At 66.0% G+C, this 12825-nt stretch carries 14 protein-coding genes; 9 read left to right on the top strand and 5 right to left on the bottom strand.

What is annotated here, in order from left to right:
• Positions 1-106: 106 nt before the first annotated feature.
• The 5 genes from KAK06_RS22740 to KAK06_RS22720 are packed head-to-tail and all read right to left on the bottom strand — an operon-like array spanning position 107 to position 5538.
• Positions 107-325 carry a hypothetical protein gene (locus tag KAK06_RS22740; protein ID WP_210804460.1) on the bottom strand — a complete coding sequence of 73 codons (219 nt, stop codon included), beginning with the start codon at positions 323-325 and terminating at the stop codon, positions 107-109.
• Position 326: 1 nt separating this feature from the next.
• Positions 327-2393: a type IV conjugative transfer system coupling protein TraD gene (gene traD / locus KAK06_RS22735; protein ID WP_210804459.1), complete on the bottom strand. Its 2067-nt coding sequence runs from the start codon at positions 2391-2393 to the stop codon at positions 327-329.
• A 33-nt stretch (positions 2394-2426) separates the two neighbouring features.
• Positions 2427-2789 carry a hypothetical protein gene (locus KAK06_RS22730; RefSeq protein WP_210804458.1) on the bottom strand — a complete coding sequence of 121 codons (363 nt, stop codon included), beginning with the start codon at positions 2787-2789 and terminating at the stop codon, positions 2427-2429.
• 47 nt (positions 2790-2836) lie between these two features.
• A complete protein-coding gene (gene mobH / locus KAK06_RS22725; RefSeq protein WP_210804457.1) occupies positions 2837-5059 on the bottom strand; it encodes a MobH family relaxase in 2223 nt (740 codons plus the stop codon).
• Entirely contained in the window at positions 5056-5538 is a 483-nt protein-coding gene (locus tag KAK06_RS22720) for a hypothetical protein (RefSeq protein WP_210804456.1), read from the bottom strand. The genes mobH and KAK06_RS22720 overlap by 4 nt, the downstream gene beginning before the upstream one ends.
• Before the next feature lie 858 nt (positions 5539-6396).
• On the opposite strand from KAK06_RS22720, the gene KAK06_RS22715 reads away from it, so the two are divergent.
• The 9 genes from KAK06_RS22715 (at position 6397) to KAK06_RS22675 (ending at position 12792) form a co-directional block, all read left to right on the top strand.
• The gene (locus tag KAK06_RS22715; RefSeq protein WP_310741143.1) at positions 6397-6993 is read left to right on the top strand and encodes a lytic transglycosylase domain-containing protein; all 597 of its coding nucleotides are present in this window, start codon (positions 6397-6399) and stop codon (positions 6991-6993) included.
• Between the two features lie 227 nt (positions 6994-7220).
• Positions 7221-7799, top strand: coding sequence for an OmpA family protein (locus KAK06_RS22710; RefSeq protein WP_259373647.1), 579 nt, complete (start codon positions 7221-7223; stop codon positions 7797-7799).
• Between the two features lie 130 nt (positions 7800-7929).
• Positions 7930-8388: a hypothetical protein gene (locus KAK06_RS22705; protein WP_210804454.1), complete on the top strand. Its 459-nt coding sequence runs from the start codon at positions 7930-7932 to the stop codon at positions 8386-8388.
• Positions 8385-8723, top strand: coding sequence for a hypothetical protein (locus KAK06_RS22700; RefSeq protein WP_210804453.1), 339 nt, complete (start codon positions 8385-8387; stop codon positions 8721-8723). Before KAK06_RS22705 ends, KAK06_RS22700 begins: the two co-directional genes overlap by 4 nt.
• Positions 8724-8756: 33 nt before the next feature.
• On the top strand, positions 8757-9053 hold the full coding sequence (gene traL / locus KAK06_RS22695; protein ID WP_210804452.1) for a type IV conjugative transfer system protein TraL: 297 nt from the start codon (positions 8757-8759) through the stop codon (positions 9051-9053).
• A gap of 64 nt (positions 9054-9117) precedes the next feature.
• Positions 9118-9720, top strand: a complete 603-nt coding sequence (locus KAK06_RS22690; protein ID WP_210804451.1) for a TraE/TraK family type IV conjugative transfer system protein — start codon at positions 9118-9120, stop codon at positions 9718-9720.
• On the top strand, positions 9707-10534 hold the full coding sequence (locus tag KAK06_RS22685) for a TraK domain-containing protein (protein WP_210804450.1): 828 nt from the start codon (positions 9707-9709) through the stop codon (positions 10532-10534). Before KAK06_RS22690 ends, KAK06_RS22685 begins: the two co-directional genes overlap by 14 nt.
• 10 nt (positions 10535-10544) lie before the next feature.
• On the top strand, positions 10545-11996 hold the full coding sequence (locus KAK06_RS22680) for a TraB/TrbI/VirB10 family type IV secretion system protein (protein WP_210804449.1): 1452 nt from the start codon (positions 10545-10547) through the stop codon (positions 11994-11996).
• 4 nt (positions 11997-12000) lie between these two features.
• Positions 12001-12792: a DsbC family protein gene (locus KAK06_RS22675; protein ID WP_210804448.1), complete on the top strand. Its 792-nt coding sequence runs from the start codon at positions 12001-12003 to the stop codon at positions 12790-12792.
• Positions 12793-12825 lie beyond the last annotated feature (33 nt).

The raw sequence follows: 12825 nt of genomic DNA, 5'->3' as shown, positions 1-12825 counted from the left end.
TCACCGCCCGGCGCCTGCGCTCGTTGAGGGCCTCCAGCGGCAGCGTTCGAGAGTCGATCTTGTCCATGCAGGGTCAGACTCTACGCGTCCGGAAAAGTTCAACATTTCAATGCCGGATCAATAACGTGGCCAATGCGCTCAGCTCCTGCTCCAGATGCGCGACCTGGTAGCCCACAGGATCCCCTGGGTCCCGGTGTGTCGCCCAAGCAGCCTGAGACAGCATCCCGAAGATCCACACTGTGACGCCGATGGCAGTCGTCCAGAAAGCCAGGCGAAGGGGCCAGAACCACTGGCGCAGAAAGACGCTGCGCTCGATCGTCGCCATGTCAGTAGCCACCGCCGGTGCCCTCCACCGTGAGATCCATGTCGGGGGTGCGCGCGAGGTAAGCGGCGTACTCGGCGCGCATGTGCCCCAGCATTGCCGCCCAGTCCGCTGGTATCTGGTCGTCGACGTGGGGCAGCGGCAACGGAATCCGTACTTTGCTCAGGCGCCCACCTTCTAGGAGGGCGAAGGCCTGCCCCTTGGGGAGCTTCATCAACCATGCGGGGTCCAGCATCGGCACCTTCTCGGTCGAGACCCGGTCTTCGTTGCGGGTCGCGAACTCGGCAAAGTCCGCCGGGTCGTTGGTGTCGCTTGCCCCACTGGCCACCAGTCGGGTGGCGATGCGTACCTCCTCCAACCTGTCCGTGAGCTTCCTGGCCGTGTCGAGGTTGACGACGCGCAGCATCATCAGCGAATTCAGGTTGCCGCCGATCTGATCCGCCTTGGCACTCGACCCAACCTTCACCTCAATGTCCTGAGCGGTCTGGGAGTAGCCGGTGATGAAAAGGCCGGCACCACCCCCCTTGTTGGCCGCCTGGACGAACTCTGGTCCGATCAGCTCGTTGAGTTCGTCGGCATGCAGTCGCACGCGGCGCATGGGCTCGGCACTGGACATGCCGTAGCCTGAGCCGTGCTTGTAGATGCGGCCGAAGGTGCTGGTCAGGTCGGCCAACATGGATGCGCTGACGGCCTCGGCCACATCGCGGATGGTCAGGGCGTCGAAGCCGCAATAGACGATGCTGCCGCGGTTGATCACGGACAGCCAGTCGAGCACGGGCCTGGGATCGGCGGTGTCCTCGTAGTCAGGCGAGATCAGCTCGGCCAGGCTGCCACTGGTGAGCTTCTCGAGAAATGGGTACAACGAGTTGACCAGCTTTTCGAAATAGGTCCGGTCGTTAGCCAGGACGGAGCTGAGGGCGTCGGCGATCGGGTCGTGGTAGCCCTTCGCCTTGAAGTAGGCCAGCAGCATCAGGACTTCCAGATCGCGCGAGTTCTTTTCGGCCTTGGTCACTAGGTCCTTGTGCTCCTTGGTGGGTGTCGGGTCGAACTCGTCAGACCAACACGGTGCATGGGCGTCTAGCCACTGGCGAACGTACTTGCCGGCGAGCTTGTCGATCGACACGCCGTACTCGTAGATCTTCCGAAAGTCTGGGCGCTCGCCCACTGCGGCCATGGCGCGCGCGATGACGTTGACGTAGCGCCAGGCGAAGGCCTTGAACGCTGCGGACTGGCCTTGGTCAGGCAGTGGGCCCGTGGCGCGCGTCGCTACCTCGGTGACCTGTTCGTAGTTGCCGATGGGGTTGTACCGTGCGGACACCTCCGGAAATCCGAGGTGGAACAGCAGGAACTCATCGGCACGGCCGGCTCGCAGGGCGGCGGAGTACATCCCCAGCAGCAGGTCAACGTCACCCTTGGGGTCGAACACAATGACGACGTCGCCTCGCTTGATGTCCTGCTCGATCAGGATTTGGGCAAGCCGCGTCTTGCCGACCCGTGTGGTGCCGTAGACCATCATGTGGTTGTTCAGCTCGGCCAGCGGCGTCCACACTTGCTCTTCGTCGATCTCAACGCCGTGCAGAGCGGGAACGCCGCCAACCGGCGGCATCGGACGGCACGGATTCCAGGGGCTGTCCTGGCTGAGGAGCTCGCGGAGCCATGCTGGTCGATGCGGATCGCGCTCAATCGCTCGGGCCCATCGATACCAGACAGGGGGATGGCGCAGCGACTCGTTCTCAGGCAGAGCGAGCAGCGCCATGCGTTGCGTGTGTCGAACGCTCCACTCGAAGCCCATACCCAGGAAGACAGCACGCTGCGACCATGGCAGCTCGTCAGGGGCCAGCGCATAGGGCTTCAGGACTCGCACGGCCTTGCGGTGCCGCGCGATGCGGCGCGCCTGACGAAACCTCCACGCACCGATGGCAGCCAGCCCCAGGGCGACGGCCGGCGAGAGATCCCGCGACAACAGGAACACCTCGGGCACGGCCAACACGATCGGTACGGCGGCGAAGAAGGCAACAACACTGGCGTACTCGTATGGCCAGCGGTAGACGTTCGAGATCGGATCGCTCATGACCCCCTCTGCTCAGGCTCGTTGAGGGACTGTTCAGTCCGCGGTGGCGGCGCCGATCGCGCGGCAAAGCTCGGTGGACCCCCAGCCGTATCGCGCCACGATCGCGTCGAAGTCCTCTCGCGCCAGCAGCCTGTCGCGCCGCCGGTGGTAGCGCAGCAGAAATCGGCGCGGAGGCGAGACGCCCACGACCGTCAAGTTGAAACGCACCTGCGTGAGCGCATGCGCGAGGTGCGTCACTTCTGGAAGCGGTGTCGATGCCAGATGCATCAGCTCACTGATGCAGGCCGCCTCGGTGAAGTACCGTCCGTACAGCGCCGCTGTGATCTCCAAGACATCGGCCAGCATGTCGACCTGAACAGGTGTCTTGAGCGTGCCTGGCAGGAGCGACATGGCCATGCCGCGCGCCACAAGACTGTCCCCAGGGCTGAGGTCGACGACGGGACTCAATGAACGCCTCCAGGCTTCGGCAAGGCCAGCTTCTTTGGTGTTGGCAGCACCTTGATCCGGTCATTGGGGGCAGGCACCGGGTTCCAGAACAAGTGAGGCTTCGGCACCAGGTAGAAACTGGCCTTCCTGGACAAGCTACCGTCCGCCTTGACGAAGGCGGCGTAGTGGAGGTTCTCGTCGCCGTTGCGCTGCGTCCAGCCGCTCTTGGCCAACTCGTTCTGCAGGCGGCTGAAGGCCTTCTCGCCATGACTCGCCCGAAGAACCGCCACCGGGCCCTCGGTCAGCTCGCGATGAACATCGAGGAATCGCCGGAAGATCTCTGGCGACAGCAGCAGGCAGCCTTGCTGCACGAAATGCACCAGGGCGCCTTCTTCGTTGTACTTGAGCTCACCGGACCCCACCGAGTGAGCGACCCAGGCCATGAAGGCTTCTGCAGCGGGCGTTGGGCCTTTCTTCGACTTGGGCGGCTGTCCCGGCTGATGCGGGCGCATGGGTGGCCCGAGGGTGGTGACCGCTGCACTGGGCGGAAGTGCCGGGGCGGCGACGGCGCGCTCCACCAGCGCGGCAGACTCACCAAGCGACAACACCCCATCATCGTCCTCGCTTGGTCGAGGCTTTGCTGGTTGCAGAACAGCCTCCGGCGTTTGGTGAGCCAGTGGGACGGCTTCTGAGGGCACCACTTGCGCCGGTTCAAGTTGGTGTTGATCCGGACAAGGGTCGACGGCCGGCGTCACAGGCAAGGCGGTTGAGGGCTGCGCAATAGCGTCTGGCTCGGTGGGTGGCAAGGACGGCGGTTCCAGGCTCGCTCCTGCGGCCGCCGAAGTCACGGATACAGCAGGAGCGTGCGCGGCAACTGGGTCAGGATTTACAGACGTCGGCACCGCGCTGGGGCACGAGCGGGCAGCGTCGGTCGCTGGGGCAGGCCCATCACCACCACCAGACCTTGTGGGGCGCTCAGCGACGATTCGCCCATTCATGGCAGCGGGGTAGTCCTCGGGGCGCGGATACAGTCGTTCCAGCGGAAAGCACAGCACGGTCAGGATGTCGGGTGAGCGCCAGGCCTCGCACTCCACCCTTACCCGCCAGACCGCACCGCCGTCGGCGCTGGGCATGCAGGCACCGTGCTCCTGCCAGGTGTCGAACAGCCGGTCGTTCTTGTCCCTGCCGGGAACCCCTTGCAGGCTCTCGTGCTGAGCCAGGTAGCTACGCACTTCGTCTGCGAGGCGCGCGCAGACGAACCAGAGGCAGCCGTCGTGGACCCAACCAGCGGCACCGGGTCGATTTAAGGGCAGGTGGGTGCCCTCGAGGAGCATGCGCCGCAGGGCCTCCATCAATCGCTCAATGAGCGGCCGGGTGCGCGCTGTCGAGAACCTGGTGCGTGGGCCGTGCAGCAGGTTGCGCCGCACCGAGTCGCTGTCCGCACGCTTGACGATGTCGGCCAAGGTTCCATCAGGTGCCTCTCCCGCAAGGAATGCCAGCAGCTGAGACAGCACATCGCCGTCTTCGCTGAGCCAGCGCATCAACCTGGACGGCACAAACTGGTGCAGCAGCATCGCGGCCAGCTTCTGGTGTGCCTGGTAGTCCCGCGCGGCCGCATCGGCAAACGCAACGCTGTACCAGTGCGCGCCGGCCGCGCGCATGGACCCGGCCAGCGGCGCCCAGGGCCTGCCGGCCCGTGGGTCCGCATTGAAGAGCATGACCTTGACGTCAGTCACTGGCTTGCCGACGTCGTGCAGCAGCGCGGCGATCAGTACCGCGTAGGTCCATCGGTGCTCCAGGTGCTTGCGCTCCTCAGTGGTGGCGCCCTGGGGCAGCTCCAGACCTGCACGCATCGTCAGCGCTGCGTCGGCGACTTCCAGCAGGTGGATCCACAGCCCACCAGGCTGTGCGTGGTGATGGGCCTCCGATGCGGGGAGCATCTGCACAAACTCGGCCAGGGCCTCCAGCGCGGGCATGCAGTCTCTGTTGAAGACGCTGCTGGAGAATCTGGTGCGGCGCTCAATCGAGCGCATCAGATCCTTGGTGCGTGTGATCTCGACCAGCTGATCGGGTCCGCGCACGGGCAGTTGTGTAGCTGGCCTGGGCGTCGTCGCCACCGCGGCGGACGCGCCGCCTTGTCCCTGACGGGTGGCATGGCTGGACTGAAGCCTGTGGACCAGCATGGTGCCGGTGGCGAAAGCGCCGCACACGAGCCCGAGGTCCCACCAACCGAGTGTCATGAGTGGCCTTGCTGTGGGGTCGCTGCGGGAGGGTGGGGCGGCAGATGACCCAGCATCCAGGCGGTCAGCTCGGCTTCTCGGCGCGCCGGTTGCGCCTCCCAGTAGGGGTAGCGCTCAGGATGGCGCTGCGCAAACGTGTTGTAGGTCTCTGCGAAAGGATCCCAGCAGATGCGGCCGCCCCAACAGTCACGAGCTGCCCTGGCCAGAAAGTCGCAAGTCCCGATGGTTCTGGCCAGCGCGACGTCCTGGCCCGCCTGGGCCTGGGGGAACGCGCGTAGAGCCTTGACGATGTCGATCATCGGTCGGTAGTCGGGCGAAGCCTCGGGCGCCTGCAGGAAGTCGACGAGCCAGCCGTCAAATCGCTGGCACAGATCCATCAGCAGGCCGTGCCAGTGACCAAACCCGAGTTCCACCAGGACCTGCATCAGGTCGGGATCGTCGTGGTCCGGTGGTTCGGCGCTCGGTGTCTTGGCGTGCATGGGCAGGGTCCATGGCGGCCCAGGACAACATGCCCGCCGACAGGCCCTTTGTGCTCCGCTCCGTGGCACATGGGGCTTGCTGGCTTGACGCCGCACACCGGCAGGCTAGTCAGATAGGCGATGGACTCGAAGCGAAAACCCCCTGACCGAAGCGCGAGGGTTATCGCTTGACATGTCGAGAGGCCCTTGGGGAGGCGCCATTTGCAGGTTCCGCCGATGAGGCCGGCAACCTGCTGACCCTTTGTCAGCCCTTATCCATTGGGACCTCGCGCTTAGTCCCCTTGGCCCTTTCGAGGCCCCCAAGTCGGCCTGCGACGAAGGGGGCCGAGGCCCTTTCAGTCAGGCCTTTACCCTTCTGTGGCCTTCGGTCTTGATGCGGCTGGCTTGCTGCTGCAGACCAGGGCCTGATGACACGTCTGTTTCGGCCGCGGCGCCTCAGTCGAGGGCGCGTCGCCTAAATGCTTGATTCAGAAAGAACTCGGCGAATCCTGCAGAAGCAGGCCCTTTCGCGCAAAACCTTTCATCCTATCTGGCGAAGAAGGCATCGTCCAGCAAGAACCTTCTTGAATCGATCTGAGGGTTCTCGCTGGAGATTCCATCGACGCTTTTCCACACTGGCTGCGGGCCGGTTCGTGCTTCTCGCCGGCTCCTCTGTCCGTTGGCCCCGGGGTCTTGAGACCTCGGGGGCTTTTTCAGATTTGAGGGTGAGTCGTGCTTCGTCAAGGTTCAGTGTCGGCAAACAGGCGGTCAAGCCGCGCAAAGGTGTTCGCCTGGGCGCTGTTTGCCGTGGAGTCTGTCAGCGCAGTGGCTCTGCTGGCGTGGTTCACGAGCTCTGATGCCAGGGCAGGTGGGCGCAGCGTGAGCGAGCCGGCCATTGAACAGTGCTTTGAATTCCAGGCTGCACGCTTCGGACTCGATGCGAGCCTGTTGCGCTCCATCGCCGTCGTGGAGTCCGGCCTGCGTCCAGGCGTGGACAACAACGACCACCTGCCGAGGACGGGCACACGCGACATCGGGCTCATGCAGATCAACACTGGGTGGCTGCCGGTGCTGCGTCAGCACGGGATCGGCTTGAGGGAGCTGCGCGATCCCTGCACCAACATCGAGGTCGGCGCGTGGATCCTCGGCGACCTGGTGCGCAGGCACGGGAACTCCTGGGACGCGGTCGGCGCCTACAACGCCGCCTGCACCCAGCTCAAGGGTGGGGCCTGCCGGCGGGCGCGATCTGCCTACGCCTGGAAGGTCTGGCGCAGCCAACAACGCGATGCGCTGCGCGCTCCAGGCGAGACCCCAAGCGCCGCACGAGGGCTGCCGGCAGTGCAGTTCGCTCCGACAACTCCGGCGAGGTCGATGCGCCCGACGGATCCTGGCCTGGTGTCCATCAACGCCCTCAGTCAGGTCGCGCGTGTCGATTCGTCATCGCTGCCCCCAGGCCATCAGGAGGCATCGCAGTGATCCAGCGTCGCGAACGTTGGTGGCCTCTGCTGGTCGCACCCGTGACCGCGGTTCTGGGCGGATGTTCGGCGCTCCCATCGCGGCCGGCCGACATACCCCAGCCAGATCCTGGCTCACAGGGCATCGTTCAGCGCGACGACGGCCGCTTCATCAGTTGCCGTGGGTGCGAAGGACCGACGCTTAAAACCCTGGCCAGCGCGGGCCAGCTGGGGGCACAGGTCACGGCTATGACCAGCGGGGCAGGGGGCTCGGCAGTCTCCACCATCACCACCGCGACTCCGCCCTTGCAGGCGCCCATAGTGGCCGCAGCACCTGTACCGGTTCAGCCCCAGGACCAGGCCCAGAGGCCAGGTCGGGCGGCGCGGCGTCTGGAGCGTGCAGTCGTCATCTTCCCCTCCGACAGTGCCAACGTCGGCGACTTGGCCAAGGCGCGTTTGGCCGAGCTGAGCGTGCTGTTGAAGCAGGCCGCCCGCGTGAGGATCGTCGGCTACACGGACGACATCGGTGACCAAGCGCTGAATGACAAGCTTGCGCTCGCGCGAGCCCTGGCCGTTGCGAGCCAGCTGCGCCAGTTGCTGGGCCAGGCCAGCCAGACCCCGCTGATCCCCAGTGGTCGTGGCCTGTGCTGCTACCTGGTTGCCAACCAGAGCTGGGGTGCGCGCGCGGCCAACCGCCGGGTGGAACTGCTGATCGAGCTGGAGGACACGCCGGGCAACGCCTGGCTGATCGATCGGCACCAGCCGTTGCTGGCCGGTCCTGCAATGGTCCGATTCCCCTCGGCTGGAGGCGCTCGTGCTGCCAGTTGAACCGAAGGCCCCTGTGGTGCGAGGCAGCCGGCGCCGCCCTGTCACAGCGGCGCGGTCCTTGCTGGTCGGCAAGGACGCCTTCACAGCCCTCAGGGCGGCGCAAGCGAATGGGTCAGGTCCGCGCCTGGACATGCGCTACCTCATCGAGGGCGCCGTCGCGTTGCTGAGCGCATCGCAGGAGCTCCGGTCTGCATGGATCGACGCCGCACGCTGCGCGCTCACCACTCACCTGCAGGTCCCGATGGACCTGGGCAGCGAGTCAGGAACCGGTGTGCGGGCCAGACCCGCCGCCGAAGGGGCGTCAGCCCGGACTCACGGCGGCAGCGCGCCGTCTCGTCGTCATGCCGACTGCAAGTCCTTGCAGGTCGGCGAATCGGCGTTCGAGCGGCTCAAGGCCATCCAGCGAACCACCCACACACCACGCCTGGAGATGCGCTACCTGGTCGAGGGGGCCGTTGGCCTTCTGCGGCGAAGAGCGGATCAACAGGCCAAGTGGGAGCGGCACGCCAGGCAGGCGCTCATTGAGCACTTGTCTGAACTGCAGCAGCTGTCCCTTCATCACATCCATCTGGAGCAAACAGACCCATGAGCAAGCTTTCCCTGACGCGCGTCCTGCCCTCGATCGAGGGCAGCGGGCGCTTTGTGCTGACCACCGGCTTCGTGCTGCTGGTGGCCTTGCTGTTCGCCTTTGACGCCACAGCGGCGTCGAACAAGGGCACTGCCCTGCAGGCGGCTTACAACAGCCTGGACGACATGGCCAATGGCTACGGCAAGCAGATCCTGACCTTGATGGGCTTCGTGATTGCGGCGATCGGCTACATCGCCACCAACGCTTCCGGCGTGGTGATGAAGTTCATCGGCTACGCGATCTTCCTGGGTGCGGCGCTGTCCGCCGCGGTCACGCTGGTCGGCGCCGTCATCTGACCAGCCCAGCCGCCCAGCACTTGGAGGCCTGCCATGGACGAGGACCACGACACCACGATCGTCTCCCGGCTCAAGGACCCGTGGAAGTTCCTGTTCGTGGACATGGACATCGCGATGCTTGGCTCCACGATCGGCATCGCCCTGCTGATGGCAGGCCTCAACACCTTCATCGTCATGGCCGTTCCCGGGCTGATCGGCTATTGGGTGCACAAGGCGCGACAGGACCGACCGCGCGGCTATGTCCGTCATCTTTGCTACTGGTACTTGCCGCCAGTCGTCTCGCGGCTTGAGCGCACGCCGCCGATGTACTGCATCCGCACAGTCGGTTGATTCTCTCGCTGCCACAGGCAGGCCCTCGATGACTCCACACAAACACCTCGCAGACACGCGTGACATGAGACAGCTGCTGGTGCGGCAGCAGCTGCTGAGTGCCACGCTGGCCGTGCTGTGCCTGCTGCTGGCATTTGCGGTGCTTACCAAGCGCACGACGACCATCCTGGAGCCGCCAACGCGCGCCAGGACCATGACCGTCGTTGGTGATCGCGTCGATGGGGCCTGGCTTGAGGAGATGGGACTGTGGGTCGCCCACCTGATGCTGGATGCCACACCCCAGTCCATCGGCTGGCAGCAAGAGCAGATCCTGAAGTGGGTTCACCCGTCGACGCACGGTGAGCTGCAGCAGCGCATGACGGTCCAGGCCAAGCGAATGACCGAGGCGAATGCCACCACGATCTTCTGGCCATCGCAGGTGGCGCCCGACCCCGATGCCCAGCGGGTTCTGGTCATGGGCCAACTGGAGACCTACGTCAACAGCGCCAAGGTTGGCGGGACGGGTCGCACCGTGGCCTATCAGGTCGGCTTCGAGTCGATCGGGGGGCGCGCACTCATCAAGGAGTGGAAGGAAGTGCCGCCGGACGATCCATGGCTTGTCCGCGCCATGGAGGAGCAGGCGCGAGCCGCTGAAAAGGCCAAGGAGGACAAGCGTGCTGGCAAGTGAACACCGGACCTCTCGCGTGGCTGCGCGCTGCCTGTCCTGGACGGTGGCCCTCCAGGCCCTGGTCGCCAATGGCGGTGCCTGGGCAGCGCAGCAGTTGGACGTGCGCGATGGCGACACGGCGATCGCCCGAATCTCGCAGAGAGACCAGACCCGCATCCGCGTGGACCGTGCCCGCATTACCGACGTGCTGGGCGACATCTATGACGCGCAGCGCAACCCCGCTGGCCGGATCGTGCTCGTCAAGGACGACCAGGACGGCGAGGTCTATGTCCGCCCGGTCACACAGGTGTCGCCGGGCGACGGTGCCGCGCCGGTGCTGCCTGGCTCGCCCCAGGTGCCGGTGAAGCTGGACATCAAGAGCGACCGCGGGACCTTTGCGCTCCTGTTACAGCCGATGGATGTTCCCGGGGACACCCTCATATTGCGTCCAGCAGGTCCACCGCCGATCAAGCCCAACGCGGAGGCTGCCGCGCGATACAAGGGTGCGGCCCATGTTCGAGCCATCAAGGCCTTGACGCTGGCCATGGCCAATCCAGACCTCGCCAGCGAGGTGCCGCCGCAGTGGCTGCCTGGCGGCGGTGAGGAGCTGGTGCTCTGGAATGAGGCGCGCTTTGTCCTGAAGGCTCGGCACGTGGCCACAGGCATGGTCGGCGAGGTGTATGAGCTGATCAACGTGAGCGGTCAGCGCATGGTGATCGACGAGCGCGAGCTGTTCGACAAGGGCGTCTTGTCGGTGGCGCTGCGTCGCCTGGTGCTGGCGCCAGGCGAATCCACGCCTGTGTGGGTGATCCGACAGGCCCAGGCGGGGCAGTGAGGAGCTGAGCATGCCCCGCATCACCATCCCTGGCTACAGCCGTCTGAGCCCCAAGCGCAAGCAACAGGTCAACATGGCCCTCGGCGGATTCGTCATGGTCGGCATCGTGCTCTTCGCCTCGGGCTTCGTCGGCGGACCGCCCGCGATCAAGAGTGCATCCACGCAGGATGCGCCGAAGCCGAAGCCCCTTGGCGCCGTGCCAGGTGCTGCGCTTGACACGAAGGACGCCTGGGTCGGCGCCGCCGGCAAGGACCTCACCCGGATGAGGGATGACCTGAAGCTGCAGGCCGATGAGGTTCGACATCAGCGTGAGGAGCAGGAGCGGATCAACAAGGAGCTGATGGCCGAGCTCAAGGCCATGCGGGAGGGGAGGGCGGACACGGCCATGTCTGCTGTGCGCGAGCCGGCGGCCGCAGCCTCGGCGAGTCGCTCCATTGACCGCACTTCGGATCGCCCCCTGGATCGCCCGGGGACACCCGCGGCCATGAGCGGCAGCAGCTTTCCGGCACAGCCGCGCAGCGAGCGACTACCGGCACCGGTCCAAGGCCCCGGCGCGCCGACGGCCTACCCGCCCGGCACGCCGAACCGAATCGCGGGTACTGGCGCACCCGGTGCTGGGCCTGTCCTCGCTGCGGAGCAGACGGCACCGGTTGTGCTCAGGGTCTCACTTCGCAGTGGGGGAGGGCGAGGGGAGGGCGCTGAGGCCACAGGCACGGGGGCTGGTGCTGGCGCCACGGTGCCGCGGCGTGTGGACAACTTTCTTCCTGTGAGCTTCACCCGCGCGGTCCTGCTCGGTGGCCTGGCAGCGCCGACCGGCGGGCAGGCCCAGGCGAACCCCGTTCCCGTTCTTCTGAGGCTGATGGACGCAGCGGTCCTGCCCAACCAGTTCCGCAGCCAGGTCAAGGACTGCCTCGTGATTGGCGAGGGCTTTGGCGACCAGTCGGCGGAGCGCGCCTACATCCGCACGACTCTGCTGTCTTGCGTGCTGCGTGACGGCCGGGTCATGGAGATTCCCCTCAAGGGCTCGGTCTTCGGCGAAGACGGCATGAACGGCATGATGGGCAGGCTGGTCACCAAGCAGGGGCAGATTCTGACGAACGCACTGCTTGCCGGCATCGCCTCCGGCCTGGGCTCCGGCCTCGCACAGGCCAGCCAGACCATCACCACCTCGCCGCTGGGCTCGACCACGACAACGGGTACGGACGCCAAGTCCATCGTGCAGGCCGGTGTCGGCACCGGCGTGGGCAAGGCTCTCGACCGCCTGTCGCAGTACTACATCTCGCTGGCCGAGAAGACCTTTCCGGTGATCGAGATCCTGCCGGGTCGCGTGGTCGACATCGTGGTCACCCAAGGTGCCCAGCTCGACGCCACGCTCTCCGCCGGCTCTCAGCTGGCCAGCCGTGACAGTGGCAACGACCGCAGCAAGCTGATGCAGGCGGTCCGCTTGGATGACGAGGACTGATCCGATGACTCGACGCACCACCTCGTCGGCCTCGGCTGCCATGGCATGGTTGATCTCCGCCTTGTTCAGCACCGCCCTGGCGCAGTCCGTCTCTGGCGGGAATGACGTGGACGCCTTCGCTGCCCGTCTCAAGGCACAGTACCCGGCCACCCGCTTTGACGCTGTGATGCCAGCACCGGTGCCCAACCTCTACGAGGTCACGATGGGCAAGAACGTGGCCTATGTGGAGCCCACGGGTCGCTACTTCCTCTTCGGCCATGTCTGGGACATGCAGGCCCGCAAGGATCTGACAGCGGATCGCAAGGCGGCCCTCGACAAGGTCGACCCGGCCGCACTCCCCAAGGAACTGGCGATTCGCAGCGTGCGGGGCAGCGGCAAGCGCGTGCTCTACGTGATGGCCGATCCCCAGTGTGGCTACTGCCGTCAGCTGGAAAGGGCCGTGGGCGACCTCGACGATGTCTCCGTCTACACCTTCTTGCTGCCTATCCTTGGACCGGAGTCCCGCCGCCTGGCGGCTGACGTCTGGTGTGCGCCGGACAAGGGCGCCGCCTGGCGCGATTGGATGTTGCGCGGTGTGCCGCCGCCCGCAGCGGGCCCAAGCTGCGAGACGCCCTTCGCTGCAATTGAGCGTCTGGCCGAGTCGATGGGCATTGGCGCCACGCCTGCCCTGGTCGCTGCGGACGGCCGCAAGCACGCCGGCGCCTTGCCTGCCGCGGAACTGAGCGTCTGGCTTGGGCCGGTCGGGGCGGCGCCCCGTGATGCCGCAACAACGACCGTCAAGACGCCCGCGCGATGAGCCACCAGCCCGACCACCAGCCCGACGCCCGGG

It is taken from the genome of Ideonella aquatica (assembly GCF_018069755.1).
GTDB lineage: Bacteria > Pseudomonadota > Gammaproteobacteria > Burkholderiales > Burkholderiaceae_C > Ideonella > Ideonella aquatica.
Note: the sequence above shows the minus strand (reverse complement) of the source record. Positions and strands in the feature narration are given on the sequence as shown.